Annotated in this window: 13 protein-coding genes; 5 read left to right on the top strand and 8 right to left on the bottom strand. The window is 53.3% G+C overall.

The features are described from left to right. Positions 1 to 41: 41 nt before the first annotated feature. Entirely contained in the window at positions 42 to 1,268 is a 1,227-nt protein-coding gene (gene tyrS / locus BCM14_RS12715; RefSeq protein WP_106228416.1) for a tyrosine--tRNA ligase, read from the bottom strand. A 226-nt stretch (positions 1,269 to 1,494) separates the two neighbouring features. Between tyrS and BCM14_RS12710 the strand changes: the two genes are divergently transcribed. Beyond that, positions 1,495 to 2,916: a M23 family metallopeptidase gene (locus BCM14_RS12710; RefSeq protein ID WP_259673609.1), complete on the top strand. Its 1,422-nt coding sequence runs from the start codon at positions 1,495 to 1,497 to the stop codon at positions 2,914 to 2,916. Between the two features lie 2 nt (positions 2,917 to 2,918). After that, positions 2,919 to 4,019, top strand: a complete 1,101-nt coding sequence (locus tag BCM14_RS12705) for an anhydro-N-acetylmuramic acid kinase (RefSeq protein WP_106228415.1) — start codon at positions 2,919 to 2,921, stop codon at positions 4,017 to 4,019. On the opposite strand, the gene erpA is transcribed toward BCM14_RS12705, so the two are convergent. The 6 genes from erpA to pmbA all read right to left on the bottom strand — a co-directional run bounded on the left by erpA (position 4,020) and on the right by pmbA (position 9,329). Beyond that, the gene (erpA, locus tag BCM14_RS12700; protein WP_106228414.1) at positions 4,020 to 4,388 is read right to left on the bottom strand and encodes an iron-sulfur cluster insertion protein ErpA; all 369 of its coding nucleotides are present in this window, start codon (positions 4,386 to 4,388) and stop codon (positions 4,020 to 4,022) included. 126 nt (positions 4,389 to 4,514) lie between these two features. Then, positions 4,515 to 5,576, bottom strand: a complete 1,062-nt coding sequence (gene argC / locus BCM14_RS12695; protein ID WP_106228413.1) for an N-acetyl-gamma-glutamyl-phosphate reductase — start codon at positions 5,574 to 5,576, stop codon at positions 4,515 to 4,517. A gap of 86 nt (positions 5,577 to 5,662) precedes the next feature. Continuing rightward, positions 5,663 to 6,055: a 30S ribosomal protein S9 gene (gene rpsI, locus BCM14_RS12690; RefSeq protein WP_106228412.1), complete on the bottom strand. Its 393-nt coding sequence runs from the start codon at positions 6,053 to 6,055 to the stop codon at positions 5,663 to 5,665. Positions 6,056 to 6,064: 9 nt separating this feature from the next. Next, complete coding sequence (rplM, locus tag BCM14_RS12685) at positions 6,065 to 6,493, bottom strand: 50S ribosomal protein L13 (protein WP_106228411.1); 429 nt, start codon at positions 6,491 to 6,493, stop codon at positions 6,065 to 6,067. Between the two features lie 281 nt (positions 6,494 to 6,774). Next, positions 6,775 to 7,872 (bottom strand): TRAP transporter substrate-binding protein, encoded by a 1,098-nt coding sequence (locus tag BCM14_RS12680; protein ID WP_106228410.1) that lies wholly within the window; start codon positions 7,870 to 7,872, stop codon positions 6,775 to 6,777. An 89-nt stretch (positions 7,873 to 7,961) separates the two neighbouring features. Continuing rightward, positions 7,962 to 9,329: a metalloprotease PmbA gene (gene pmbA, locus BCM14_RS12675; RefSeq protein ID WP_106228409.1), complete on the bottom strand. Its 1,368-nt coding sequence runs from the start codon at positions 9,327 to 9,329 to the stop codon at positions 7,962 to 7,964. Positions 9,330 to 9,365: 36 nt separating this feature from the next. Here pmbA and yjgA point away from each other — a divergent pair, with 36 nt between their 5' ends. Together yjgA and BCM14_RS12665 are read left to right on the top strand one after the other, a co-directional pair. Further along, positions 9,366 to 9,926: a ribosome biogenesis factor YjgA gene (yjgA, locus tag BCM14_RS12670; protein ID WP_106228408.1), complete on the top strand. Its 561-nt coding sequence runs from the start codon at positions 9,366 to 9,368 to the stop codon at positions 9,924 to 9,926. After that, positions 9,923 to 10,597 carry an alpha/beta hydrolase gene (locus BCM14_RS12665; RefSeq protein ID WP_106228407.1) on the top strand — a complete coding sequence of 225 codons (675 nt, stop codon included), beginning with the start codon at positions 9,923 to 9,925 and terminating at the stop codon, positions 10,595 to 10,597. The genes yjgA and BCM14_RS12665 overlap by 4 nt, the downstream gene beginning before the upstream one ends. Before the next feature lie 15 nt (positions 10,598 to 10,612). Here the strand turns inward: BCM14_RS12665 and BCM14_RS12660 are convergent, their stop codons facing one another. Beyond that, on the bottom strand, positions 10,613 to 13,078 hold the full coding sequence (locus tag BCM14_RS12660) for a bifunctional acetate--CoA ligase family protein/GNAT family N-acetyltransferase (RefSeq protein ID WP_106228406.1): 2,466 nt from the start codon (positions 13,076 to 13,078) through the stop codon (positions 10,613 to 10,615). Positions 13,079 to 13,170: 92 nt separating this feature from the next. Here BCM14_RS12660 and gltX point away from each other — a divergent pair, with 92 nt between their 5' ends. Next, complete coding sequence (gltX, locus tag BCM14_RS12655; protein WP_106228405.1) at positions 13,171 to 14,571, top strand: glutamate--tRNA ligase; 1,401 nt, start codon at positions 13,171 to 13,173, stop codon at positions 14,569 to 14,571. Position 14,572: the final 1 nt, after the last annotated feature.

Raw genomic sequence — 14,572 nt, 5'->3', positions numbered from 1 at the left:
CGGGTGTAGTAGTGTACCGCCCCTGAAGGCGGGCACCTTGCCTAGACGACGGTTACTCTCGCAAACTTACGCTTACCAACTTGCATGACATAAATACCCGCAGCGAGTTGCAGGCCTTTGTCTTCGACTTTAGCGCCGTTGATGCGGACACCACCTTGCTCAATATTACGTTGGGCTTCTGCCCCGGACGCGACCAGGTTGGCTTCGCGCAGCACCTTGAGGACACCAAGCGGCGCACCAGCAACCGTCATCTCGGGCATATCCTCAGGGACGGCACCATCCCGAAAACGCGCTTCGAAAGCCGCTAGGGCGCCTTCAGCAGCGCTTGGCGAATGAAATCTTGCGACGATTTCCTGGCCCAGCATCACTTTGGCATCACGCGGATTGCGCCCTGCGTCGATCTCCGCCTTCAAGGCTGCGATCTCGTCGAGGCTGCGGAAGGACAACAACTCAAAGTACTTCCACATCAGCGTGTCAGAGATCGACATGAGCTTGCCGAACATTGACTCAGGCGCTTCGCTGATGCCGATATAGTTGTTCTTGGACTTCGACATCTTGTCGACACCATCAGTCCCCTCAAGAAGCGGCATCGTCAAAATACATTGTGGCTCTTGCCCATACTCTCGCTGCAGCTCACGACCGACAAGCAGATTGAACTTCTGGTCGGTACCACCGAGCTCAAGATCAGACTTCAAGGCAACCGAGTCATAGCCTTGCATCAAAGGATATAGAAATTCATGCACAGAGATCGGCTCACCTGCTCTATACCGTTTTGTAAAGTCATCACGCTCCATCATGCGCGCGACGGTATAACGCGACGCCAATTGAATCATGCCCCGCGCACCCAGTGGATCGGACCACTCTGAGTTGTAACGAATTTCAGTTTTTTGCGGATCCAGCACCAAACTGGCCTGGGCGTAATAGGTATTGGCGTTCGCTTCGATCTGCTCACGCGTCAAGGGCGGTCTGGTCGAATTGCGACCGGAAGGATCGCCGATCATGGAGGTGAAGTCACCAATCAAAAAAATGACCGTGTGCCCCAGATCTTGCAACTGCCGCATTTTGTTCAACACAACGGTGTGGCCCAGGTGAATATCAGGCGCGGTGGGATCTAACCCAAGCTTGATGCGCAACGGGACACCGGTCGCCTCGCTACGCGCAAGCTTCTGCATAAACTCGGCCTGAACCAGCAACTCGTCACAGCCGCGCAGGGCTACCCCCATGCTGGCTTCAACCGTTGGTGTTATTTCGTATTTTGACTGTGACATGATGTAAATTAAATAGTATTTAACTGAAATTGACCGATACTTACGAATTATTACAAAACTATGACTGATGCAACGCACAAAATGGGCTAAACTTTCAGCTTCGGCTCGATCGACTATGGACTGCAACTTTCCCCATGCAGACGAATCATACGCATTCTGATGTCGACGCGCCAACCAATCACCACTGCAGTTGGGGCTTTGTCAGCCCACTAAATGGATTTTTCTTTTGATAGTTAAAGTACCCCTGGCATTGAAGCGTGCGCTGTTAGCGATGCGCTCACCTCTCATTCAGGCCCCTAACTCGGTTGGTGGTCGTCTCGTTTACGCCTTTGCAGTTTGCTCTATCGTTTTGCTGTTTGTTGGTGTTGGGGCCTTCGGGATGGTTGTGCCAAGTGCGACCGATCTCCCACCGCCCGAGCAAGTGGTTCTTCAAGATGTGGTCGCCATCCCCGACGAAGCGCTGGCACGCACAGAGGCAACAGCTGGTGCCGACGCACCGTTCATCACTGAAACACACATCCAGCCGGGTGATACGGTGGCCTCAGTCCTAAAGCGACTCAAGCTGACAGATACTCGCTTGCTCACCGCCATTACAAGCAACACTCAAGCACGGTCAATATACAAGCTGCGCCCCGGGCGCACCGTTCTGGTGGCAACCACACAAGATGGTGACTTTTTGTGGTTGCGCTACATACACACGCCCGGTACTGAAGCAAATGGTCGTGTGATCGCAAAAATGCTTGAAGTGAAAGCCGTCGATGGCAGCTTCACCTTTAACGAGATTGAAGAACAGACTGAAACCCATATTGAAGTGGGTATGGGCACGATCACCCGCTCGCTGTTCGCGGCGACAGACGTTGCCAACATTCCCGATGGGATCACAAGCCAGATGGCAGATATTCTTGGTAGCAAGATCGACTTTTTGCGCGGTTTGCGCAAAGGTGATCAATTCAGAGTCGTCTACGAGACCCGGGCACACGAAGGTCGCAGTGTTGGCACCGGTCGCGTGCTGGCTCTGCAATTCGTTAATCAAGGCAAATCCTACAGCGCGGTCTGGTTCAATTCGGACGACAACAAATCTGGTGGCTATTACAGCCTCGAAGGTGAGACGCTGCGCGGCGTTTTTCTTCGCAATGCCCTGAAGTTTTCTCGCATCAGCTCTACTTTCGGGACGAGACGCGATCCGATCTTGGGTTCTTGGTCAGGCCATGCGGGTGTCGATTACGCGGCTCCTACGGGTACGCCAATTCAGGCGACTGCCGACGGTATCATCGACTATATCGGATGGCAGAACGGTTACGGTAACGTCATCATCTTGCGCCATCCAGGCAACATCACTGTTGTATACGGCCATCAATCTGCTTTTGCACCCGATCTCGTTAAGGGATCAAGGATTGCGCAAGGCCAAACCATTGGTTACGTTGGCTCGACCGGCTGGTCAACCGGGGCGCATCTGCACTATGAATTCCGCATTAACGATAAGCCCGTTGATCCACTCACGGTGGCGCTTCCAGAATCGCCGCCGATCGAAGCAGAGCACTTGCCAACCTTTGTTAAAGCTGTCGCGCCGTTAAAGCAACAGCTTGAAGTACTGGCAAAGTTTCAACCAGCTGCGGCTGAAGAATCTGCGAGCATCGCTCAGCAATAGGCATGACTGGCCAAATATACGTCGGCCTCATGTCTGGTACCAGTCTTGACGGCGTTGATGCAGTGGTCGCTGAATTCGATCAACAGGGCACACCTAAATTGCTTGCTCGCGCGTCTGAGCATTTCTCACCCGGCTTGCGTCACGAGCTTCTCTCGCTCAATAGCAGCGGTGCAGACGAACTGGCACGCGCCGCAATCGTCAGTCAAGCGCTGGCTCGCCTTTATGCAACAGTCACCAAGCAGGCAATCTTTGCGGCTGGCCTGACGTCACAAGATATCAGCGCAATTGGCGCACACGGGCAAACGGTCAGGCATCAGCCCCAGGCTGGCTACACCATTCAATTAAATTCACCCGCTTTGCTGGCCGAATTAACTCAGATTGATGTGGTGGCTGACTTTAGAAGCCGTGATGTGGCGGCAGGCGGACAAGGCGCGCCACTAGTACCCATGTTTCATCAATACGTCTTTATGGGTAACGAGCCTCGCGTTGTGCTCAACCTCGGAGGTATTGCAAATATCACGGTGCTCGACCCTGACAAGCCTTTGCTTGGCTTTGATACTGGTCCCGCAAACGTCTTAATGGACCTGTGGTGCGAACGTCATACAGGCCAAGCTTATGACCATTCAGGCCAGTGGGGCGGCAGTGGCCTCGTCAACAAGGCTTTGCTTGAACACCTTATCAGTTCAGAGCCGTGGTTTGACCTACCCGCCCCAAAATCGACCGGACGCGATCTGTTTCATGCCGATTGGTTGAATGAACGACTAAGCGCTTTTGTTGAAACGCCTCAAAACGTTCAAGCAACATTACGCGCACTGACCGCACAGACCATTTCACAAGCCATCGAGCGCTACGCCACTCAGGCCAAAGATGTACTCGTGTGTGGTGGTGGCGCCAAGAACGCCTTGCTCATGCGAGACCTCGGCAACCTGCTAAAGCGCCCAGTCACCGCAACGGATTATCACGGGATCTCATCCCAAGATGTTGAAGCGCTTGCGTTTGCCTGGTTGGCTTGGGCCAATCAAAACGACGTTAAAGCCAGCAACCCTGCGGTTACCGGTGCACAAGGCGCGCGCCTCTTAGGCGCTACCTGGAAAGCTGGCTAATTAGACAGAGAAAGACGAACCGCAACCACAAGTCGTTGTGGCATTCGGATTACGAATGACGAACTGAGCGCCTTCGATATCTTCTTTGTAATCAATCTCAGCGCCGACCAGATACTGAAAGCTCATTGGATCAACCAGAAGAGCAACACCGTTTTTCTCAAGCGTGGTGTCGTCATCAGCTACGTCTTCGTCAAAAGTGAAACCATACTGAAAACCTGAGCAACCACCACCTTGTACGAAAACTCGAAGCTTCAAGTTATTGTTGCCTTCTTCAATCAACAGGTCTTTCACCTTCTCGGCAGCAGAATCAGTAAAGATGATTGCTGGCGGCGGGGTTTGCAGATTAACGGTTTCAGTGATGGTGTTCATGGTGGACTCCAGCCTCTTTGAGGCGACTTGCGATACGACGGAATAACAAAGACTACACTTTAAGTCAGGGATAACCCAAGGGGTTATATCCGACTATTATGCTCAACTATACAGCAAATTAAGGATTTACGGCGAAATCGCCACGTGGCTCAAGCCGGCTGTCTCAGGAAAACCGAACATTAAATTCATATTCTGAATAGCCTGACCCGCCGCACCTTTCACCAGATTATCTTGCACAACCAGAATAATCAGCTTGCGACCGTTGCCAGGGCGGTGAATAGCAATCCTCAGGGTGTTAGACGCCCGTACCGAGCGCGTCTCGGGCATGCTGCCAGCGGGCATGACATCGACAAACGCCTCGCCGCGATAGTGATCTTCGAATAATTTCTGATAATCCACACCCAGTGCTTCAGGCAAAATATTTGCGTAAATCGTGCTGAACATGCCGCGAATCATGGGCAACAGGTGCGGGATAAAGGTCAACCCGACGGGCGCACCCGCCATGCGATCCAACTGTTCTTGGATTTCGGGTTTGTGGCGATGACCGGCAACGCCATAAGCCTTGAAGTTATCAGCTGCTTCTGCCAATAAATGACTGACCTCAGCCTTGCGCCCTGCGCCGCTAATGCCAGACTTCGCATCCACAACGATATCGTGGAGATCAATCAGGGGTGCGCCACCAAACAACGGTGACAAACCCAGCAAGACAGTAGTCGGATAGCAACCCGGATTACCAACAACGCGCGCTTTGGCGATCGACGCACGATTAAGCTCAACGACCCCGTAAACCGATTCAGCCAGCACGTCAGGACAGGCGTGAGGGATTTTGTACCACTGCTCGAATACCTTGGTGTCCTGCAAACGGAAGTCAGCAGCCAAATCAATGACTTTGACACCTGCGGCCAATAAGGTTTTAGCCTGAGCCATCGCAACGCCATGTGGTGTCGCAAAGAAAACCACATCGCAACTGGTCAGCTCAGCCTTTTCAGGCGATGAAAAGGCCAGATCAACGCGGCCACGCAAGCTGGGAAACATCTCTGCCACGCGCATGCCGTCTTCTGTCCGCGACGTGATGGACGTGAGCTTGACGTGCGGATGCTGGCATAGCATGCGAAGTAGTTCGACACCGGTGTAACCGGTACCACCCACAATACCGACTTTGATCGGACTAGCTGGGGATTGCGACATCGTTCGGGCTCCTGATAAAAAAAGCCGCTTGCGCGGCTTTTTCGTACAACTGAGAAAAACCAGTGGTCTTAATTGCCACCAATAGTTTAACGCTTGCTGAACTGTTTGCGACGACGCGCCTTGCGGAAACCGACTTTTTTACGTTCGACTTCACGAGCATCACGCGTCACCAAACCTGCTTTAGACAGAGCTGGCTTTAATGTTGCATCGTAATCAATGAGTGCGCGGGTAATACCGTGACGCACAGCACCGGCTTGACCGCTTTCGCCGCCGCCATGCACATTGATATGGAAATCAAATGAAGCCAGATGGCCTGTCAGCTCAAGTGGCTGACGGACGACCATACGCCCCGTTTCGCGAGCAAAGTATTCGTCAACGACTTTACCGTTAACGACGATCTTGCCTTCGCCTTTTTTCATGAACACACGAGCCACCGAAGTTTTGCGGCGGCCTGTTCCGTAATTCCAATTACCGATCATGGCCTGTCCTTAAAATTCTAGGTTCTGTGGCTGTTGGGCAGAATGAGGATGCTCAGCACCCGCATAGACCTTCAGCTTTTTGATCATCGCGTAACCCAGAGGGCCTTTAGGCAACATGCCTTTAACGGCTTTCTGGATTGCGCGGCCTGGAAAACGCTCTTGCAGCTTGGCGAAATTGGTTTCGCGAATACCACCTGGGTAAGTCGTATGACGGTAGTACTTTTTATCCGTCGTCTTGTTACCGGTGACAACAATGTCTGCCGCGTTGATAATGACGATGTAATCGCCAGTATCAACGTGAGGTGTGAATTCTGGTTTGTGTTTACCGCGCAAACGGCGTGCGACTTCGCTGGCCACACGACCTAGGACTTTGCCCTTGGCGTCGATCACATACCAGTCACGCGTGACTTCATGCGGCTTTGCCACAAATGTCTTCATGATTGGATCCTAAGTAAAAACCTGACGGGACCATCCCGGCAAGCCCTCAATCGAACATGTCATTTAGTGAAACCGTGCCAAAGCGTTATGAGCCGCCCGTGCAGGAATGGTTACACCCTTACTCAAGACATGATGAATACGAATTGAGGAAAGCCTTTGATTCTACAATAAAAAATGGGCTTTTGTGAAATCCAAAAGCCCATCTTGAGTAAAAAAGTCACTAAAACCCATCAAAAAAACGTTTTGATTCCCTTTTTACTAAATAAAACGCACAGATTCGTTTATTTCTTCTTCTGCAGCATTGAACTGACGAAGCCGTCGTAAGAACCTTCCGCGACGCGGAACCATGGCACCTGTGCATCCCGATAGCCCATGTAGTTGTCGTGCACGGCCTTGAACTTTGGATCTTTCGCAGACATCTCTGCATAGACCAGCGTGGCCGCATCCCACGACGCTTCAAGCACTGGGCGAGGAAACTGATGCAACACTGCGCCTTGACCAATCAGATTTTTCAAGGCTGCCGCGTTACGATTATCGTAACGAGCAAGCAGGGTCACGTTAGTTGAGCGCGACGCCACATCGATCATCGCCTTGTAGCTTTCTGGCAGCTTCTGGTATTCGCCCGCATTGACGTACAGCGAGACTTGGGCGCCGCCCTCCCACCAACCCGGGTAGTAGTAGTGTTTAGCTACCTTGGCGAAGCCAAACTTTTGATCGTCATACGGCCCCACGAACTCAACCGCATCGAGCGTGCCTTTTTCGAGGGCGGGGTAAATATCCCCAGCAGCCAGCTGTTGTGGCACGACGCCCAAGCGCGATAACACTTCGCCAGCAAATCCAGCCGTACGGAACTTCAAGCCCTTCAGATCGGCAACAGTTTTAATTTCGTTGCGAAACCAACCACCCATCTGGCAGCCTGTGTTACCCATCGGAAAGTTGACGACGTCATATGCTTTGAAGACATCGCGCATCAGCTTCATGCCGTCACCGTCATACATCCAGCCGTTCATCTGGCGCGCATTCAAACCGAATGGCACGGCGGTATCAAAACACAAGATCGGGTCTTTACCGAAGTAATAATAAGCCGGGCTATGACCCATCTCGATGGTGTTCTTCTGAACCGCATCCAGAACGGCTAGCGGGGGAACGATCTCACCAGCGGGAAAGGTTCTGATGTTGAACTTGCCACCGCTCATGTCACTGATTTGCTTGGCAAATTGCTCAGAGGCACCGAACAGGGTGTCAAGTACCTTAGGGAAACTCGACGCCAGGCGCCAATTGAGCGTGGGGGCATCTTGGGCAAAAACTGGCGCTGCAACCGTGGCAGTACCAGCAACCGCACCTAAACTAGCTTTTTTCAGAAACGAACGACGTTGCATCCTGTATCTCCGTAAATTTATTTAGAAGGGCCGTGCCGCCCCTGTCGGGCGAATATTACACCTGAGCAATAAACAAATACACCCCTAAGCTAAATCCCGGCTATCGCCATTTTCTCGATCAAGATAGAGCCAGTCGTTTTGCTGCCACGATTAATCGTGTCAGCACCGACCGCCACGATTTGCGAAAACATGTCCTTAAGATTGCCAGCGATTGTCACTTCTTCGACTGCATGGCGAATAAGCCCTCCCTCAACCCAATAGCCAAAGGCACCGCGAGAGTAATCGCCCGTCACGTAATTCACGCCTTGGCCGATTAACTCTGTCACCAGAAAACCAGTATCCATTTTGCGCAACATCGCGTCGAGGTTGTCTTTTTTCTTGGTTTTTGTCGAAGATAAGACAAGATTGTGCGAGCCGCCAGCGTTACCCGTCGAGACCATGCCCAGCTTGCGCGCAGTGTATGAGGACAGAAAATACCCCTTTAGAACACCATCTTTGATGATGTCGCGAGCCTGGGTGCGGACCCCTTCCTCGTCAAACGGCGAGCTGCCCATCGCGCCCTTAATGTGAGGATTCTCGTCAATATTGATGTGACTGGGAAATAATTGCTTCCCCAACGCATCAATCAGAAAACTCGACTGCCGATAGAGCGCACCGCCGTTAGTCGCCTGAGTCAGTGCACCAATCAAGCCTAAGGCCAGTGGCGCCTCAAACAACACCGGAAAATGCCCAGTCTTGATTCGGCGCGCCGACAACCGCGATAAGGCACGCTCAGCGGCATAACGCCCGACAGCGGCAGGGTCAGCCAAGTTTTTGGGATTACGGTCACTGGTGTACCAATAGTCGCGTTGCATCCGCTGACCACGGCCAGCAATGGGCGACACGGACAAACCATGACGGGAGTAGGCGTAGCCATCCAGAAAGCCGCGCGTATTGCCCAGTACAAAATGTCCCTCATGCGTATCGACACTTGCACCTTCGGTATTGCTGATCCGCTTATCGCATTGCAGGGCAGCATGCTCAGCTGCGATGGCCAACTCAGTGGCCTCGCTCACGCTGATTTTCCAGCGATGATGCAGTGACAGATTATGTTTAGCCTTCTTGGCGAGCAGCGCTTCATCGGGCAGACCGGCGGCGGGATCTTCTGCCGTATAGCGCGCGATATGCCACGCTGCCTCAACCGTGTCCCTGAGTGCCTGTGTTGAAAAATCCGAAGTGGATGCCGACCCGCGGCGTTGGCCTGCAAACACCGTGATGTCCATCGACCGATCACGCGTCTGCTCCACCGTTTCGACATCGCCTTTGCGAACAGTAATCGCTAAACCCTGGGCTTCTGACACCTCAGCTGCGGCATCTGATGCCCCCAGAGATTTGGCATGTTTCAACGCTTGAGTGACTAAATCCTCAAAAATTGGGCGATTTTCAGTAATCGGGAGTGCAGAAATCTTGTTAGCCATGGCGATCCATTCAAATGAGGCCTTATCATAGCAACTATGCAAAACGACATACCTCATTCAGAAGACGATACTGGCGACGACCAGTACGACGGCCCCAGCAAATCCCAAGTCAAACGCGAAATGCTCGCTTTAGTCGATTTGGGTAAAGAGCTGGTCGACCTATCACCCGAGCGCTTAAAACAGTTGCCGCTGTCCGAACGTTTGTACGACGCCATCCGGCTCGCCCAGCGCACCACCAGTCGCGAGGGTTTGCGCCGGCAGGTGCATTTCGTCGGCAAGCTGATGCGCGACGCTGATGCAGCGCTCATTCAAACACAGCTCGAGACCTGGAAAAACGGTTCTAAAGAGCAGACTCAAGCCATGCACCGGCTCGAGTCCTTGCGCGATCGCTTGCTCAAAGATGATCAGGCACTCACTGATTTATTGACGAAATTTCCAGGTGCTGACGTACAGCATTTGCGCACCCTGATCCGCGAAGGCCGTAAAGAACAGGTCGCCAATACGCAGCTACGCCCGGGCCAGGATCCACTGCGCAAACACTATCGCGCGCTCTTTCAAGCCCTGAAAACACTCCATGACACCGAGACAACCACATGAGCCAAGACGATCTGCTTGAGTGCCTTGAGACTGAAACCGAGCCCAACCCAACAGCCTGCGTAATCTGGCTGCATGGTCTGGGCGCTGACGGTGGTGACTTTTACCCCATCGTCCCTGAGCTCAGGCTGCCCGCGTCAATGCCGACGCGGTTTGTGTTTCCCAATGCTATGGTGCAACCCGTCACCATTAATGGTGGGATGCACATGCGTGCCTGGTATGACATTTTCGTGCCTAATATCGTTCCTCGCGAAGATGACGCGGGGATCAGGCGTTCAGAGGCCGCCGTCAATCGTCTGATCGAACGAGAAATTGCCAGAGGCATCCCGTCTTCCAAAATTGTACTGGCTGGATTTTCGCAAGGGTGTGCGATCACCCTGCACACGGGGATAAGAACCAAGCACAAACTGGCTGGCTTCATGGGGCTATCCGGTTATTTGCCTATCCTGGCCGCAGCTGACCGAGAGCATAACGACGTAAATGAACAAACGCCCATTTTCCTGGCGCACGGTTTATTTGATCCAGTGGTCACCATTGACCGCGCTCAAGCTGCTCAACAAAAGCTCACTCAGTTGGGTTATCAGGTGCAATGGCAAACCTATCCCATGCCGCACTCGGTCTGCCCTCAAGAGATTCACGACATCTCAGTGTTTTTGCAAAAAGTGCTGGCCTAAAAAAGTTGGTCGTATTCAGCTCGAGTCCTTGGTTCGATTGACCAGGTTTAGCCAGATTCGGCGTGTTCCGGGGTCATCGGGCTCATGATCGACGGTGAAGCCAAGCTTGGTCATCAAACTGATCATTGGCCGGTTATCCGACAAGACCATACCCTCGATGTAATCGAGCCCCTGTTCTTGCGCTGCCAAGATTAGCTTTCGCATCAGGCGACCACCCAAACCCAGTCTTTGCCAATCATCTCCCACGACCAGGGCGTACTCGGCGCCGCGTCCGTCCGGATTTCGCAAATAATGAGCCAGACCAATCACCACATCTTTTTTACGCCCCCGATCAGCTGGATCAGGCTCACTTGTTGTCACGACGAGTGCTAACTCACGGTGATAGTCGATCTGGGTATAACGAGCAATCATGCGAGGCGTGAGTTCTCGCATCATTGAGACGAACCGCATATAGCGGGATCTGTCAGACAGTCCTCGAATGAAATTCTGCAAAGCTTGGGCATCTTCTGGGCGAATGGGGCGTAACGTCCCCTCGCGCTCATTTCCAAACTCAAGCGATTCTACCCAGCGATAAGGGTAAGGATGAATCGCCATATGCGGATAGCCCTGCATCTGCGGATCAGATCGCTGGGGCAACGCTCTCAAGGCAATGCTTGCGTCAAGTGCGAAAGGTGCCAGATCGTCGAAATAGATGGGATCGAACACAATTCGTTCAATATCAGGGAGCTCTGCGACCATGATGGATACTTGCTCGAGCACAGTCAACAATGCCTCGTGGGCGATTTGAGAGACGTGGCCGGCCAGCGAATGGCGCCACACTCGACTGCGATCAAGCAGCAGCCGGGCAAGGTAAGGATTCAGGGGGGCAAGATCGGTGCCCGCGTCGGGGCCAATAATTCGAGCAATCGCCCCACCCACACCAACGCTTACGATCGGGCCGAAATGTAAGTCCAGATGCACTTCTACCCGTAACGGTATCTGTTGTCTCAGAACAATATCGTTGACCGTCGAACGAAGCGCAAGCGGCACATTGAATGCTTCAATGAGGCTCAGCATTTCTGGGGCAGCCAATCGGGTTCGCCCTTGCTCTCTGACCTTCACCAAGATGTTTCGAGCCAAATGCAAATCAGGTGCGCGGCCATCCGGATGGGGCGACTGCAACTGCAGCAACAGCTGCTGGTTGTAATGATAGGTTGCCAAAACACCGAAAGCATCGGCAGCAGACTCAGGGGTGCGAAACGCGGGTGTACCGGCATCATCGAGCAACCGTCTCAGTGGGCGCATGTGCGCATCACCCATCAGACACGTGATGATTGGCTTATGCACACCCGGTGCAATCAGAGCCAATTCGTCGACCACAGCGCTCAGATCAGCTCTCGAATCTGGGCTTAACAGTACCAGCACACCGTCGACACCTGTGTCGTTCAAAACGGCATGCAATAAATCTCGGGTCAGGTGCCGCGTGAGCGGCTGATTGGTGATGACAGGATTAAAGACTGATTTGCCCGGCTCAAGCAATTGCGACAACGCCATGCGTGTCTGCACTGCAAAATCGGCACTGGCGAAAGGCACGCCATCGATCGCCAAATCCATCGCCAGTTGCGATGGGCCGTCTCCGTTAGCCATGACTGCCAGGCGACGACCGGTCGGTCGGCGCAAGTGCACCAGAACCTTCAAGGCTGAGAATAAATTCACAAAATATCGAACGCGCACAGCACCAGCCCGACGCAAGGCTGCATCAAACGCAGCATCCTCTTGCGGCGAGCCAAACGCTCTTCCCGCTTTTAAGACGACCACAGGTTTTACACTCGCAGCCGCCCTCAAGGCACTCATGAACTCGCGACCAAAACCGATTTCTTCAACATAGAGAGCAATACTGTCCGTGCGCGAGTCGGTCGCCAGGTACTCCAGAATCCCCGCCAGCCTCGCGACCGTCTCGTCGCCCAACGCAACGACCGAGGAAAACCCGATATGGGTTTCGTCTGCCCAATCCAGCACGCTGGATACGATGGCGCTAGACTGGGCTACGAAGGCAACACGCCCCTCTCGGGCCAGGGTCGGATTCAGACTTAAATTCAGACCAAGATGAGGGCGCAAAATACCAAAAGACTGTGGCCCTATCATTAGGCAACCATGCAGTGTTGCCCACCGTCGACAAAGGGTAATGGTTTGCTCAGGTCGGCTATCGACCCACTCACTTTGCAGCAAAATAGCCGCTCGTGGCCGATATCTCGCTAACTGATCAAGCGTCTCGGCGAGCCGCGCAGGGTCGACACACAAAACCGCTAGGTCCAAGCGCTGCTCTGCCGTGGCGCCAGCTAGCTCGCTGGGGATTTCAATTGGGCGACCCTTTTGTACTTGAACCTTCGTTAATTTGGGATGCTCGGCCGCGGGCAAACTCTGGGCAAGCGGCAGTTGCTGGTCAGTGATGACCAGAATGCTCCGAGGTTCAAATAAGGGGCCGAAGATGTGACGCTGCATGCAACTGAGCTCTCTAAACTAAAATACCGATGTTTTCACCATACACGTTTCTTGGCTCACTGGTGAGTCATGAAACAACGGATTTAAGGCCCATGACCGATTTCTCGCACGTTCGCACTCGTTTTGCCCCTTCACCAACTGGTTTTTTACATCTTGGTGGTGCACGCACTGCACTGTTTTCCTGGGCTTTCGCTCGGCACTATGGCGGCACTTTTATCCTGCGAATCGAAGACACCGACCTTGAGCGCTCTACGCCAGAGGCAGTACAGGCCATTCTCGATGGTATGGCATGGCTGGGACTAACGCCGGACGAAGGCCCTTTTTACCAAATGCAACACATGGATCGCTATCGCGCAGTCCTGGGCAGCATGTTGGCCGCTGGGACGGCTTACCCTTGCTACAGTTCCCCCGAAGAGGTTGAGTCCATGCGCGAGGCTGCGAAAGCCCGTGGCGCAAAGCCTCGTTATGATGGCACTTGGCGCCCAGAAATCGGCAAAACGCTGCCGGCTATCCCAGCCGATCGAAAACCAGTCATTCGCTTTAAAAATCCGCAAGAAGGCGCGACCGCCTGGCTTGATCTCGTCAAAGGGCCGATCAGCATTGACAATGGCGAGCTGGACGATTTGATTATTGCCAGACCAGATGGCACCCCCACTTACAATTTTTGCGTGGTGGTTGATGATTGGGACATGCGCATCTCGCATGTTTTGCGCGGTGACGACCACGTCAACAACACGCCCCGCCAGATCAATATTCTGCGGGCGCTGGGCGCACCCGTGCCTCAATATGGTCACGTGCCAATGATTCTTGGCCCTGATGGTGAAAAACTTTCCAAGCGCCATGGTGCGGTCAGTGTCATGGACTACCATCGTGAGGGTTATCTGCCCGAGGGCATGATCAATTATCTGGCGCGACTCGGCTGGAGCCACGGCAACGACGAAATTTTCTCTCGCGAGCAACTTGTTGAGTGGTTTGATCCCCAGCATTTATCCAAGTCGGCCGCGCAGTGGGATCCCAAGAAACTAAATTGGGTTAACGCACACTACATCAAGCAAAGCGACAACGAATCATTGGCTCACAGCATAAGTGAGAGAATCAAAGCCCGAGGAGGCGATCCCGAAGCCATCAACCTCGTTGAAGTCGTGCAGCTGCTGAAAGACCGCGCCGAGACGCTTGAACAACTCGCCGACGCGGCCATGCTCTTCTGCGGGCCATTCAAGTCTGCTGAGCCAGACCTGATCGCGCAACATTTGACCGCTTCGGCGCGAGCAGCACTAAAAGATTTCGCGCAACAAGCGGCGAAGATAGATTGGACTAAAGACGCAATTGCTGCTCTGATCAAAACCGTGCTTGCCACTCACGAACTCAAGATGCCTCAGCTCGCCATCCCCTTGCGCGTCGCCGTGGCGGGCACGACTCAGACACCAGCGATTGATGCAGTCCTGACGCTGTTAGGCCGCGAGGTGGTCCTCAGCAGATTGAATGGATCTTAAT

This window comes from Jezberella montanilacus (assembly GCF_003003055.1).
Taxonomy (GTDB): domain Bacteria; phylum Pseudomonadota; class Gammaproteobacteria; order Burkholderiales; family Burkholderiaceae_B; genus Zwartia; species Zwartia montanilacus.
The sequence above is the reverse complement of the archived record's forward strand: the minus strand, read 5'-3'. Positions and strand labels throughout refer to the sequence as shown.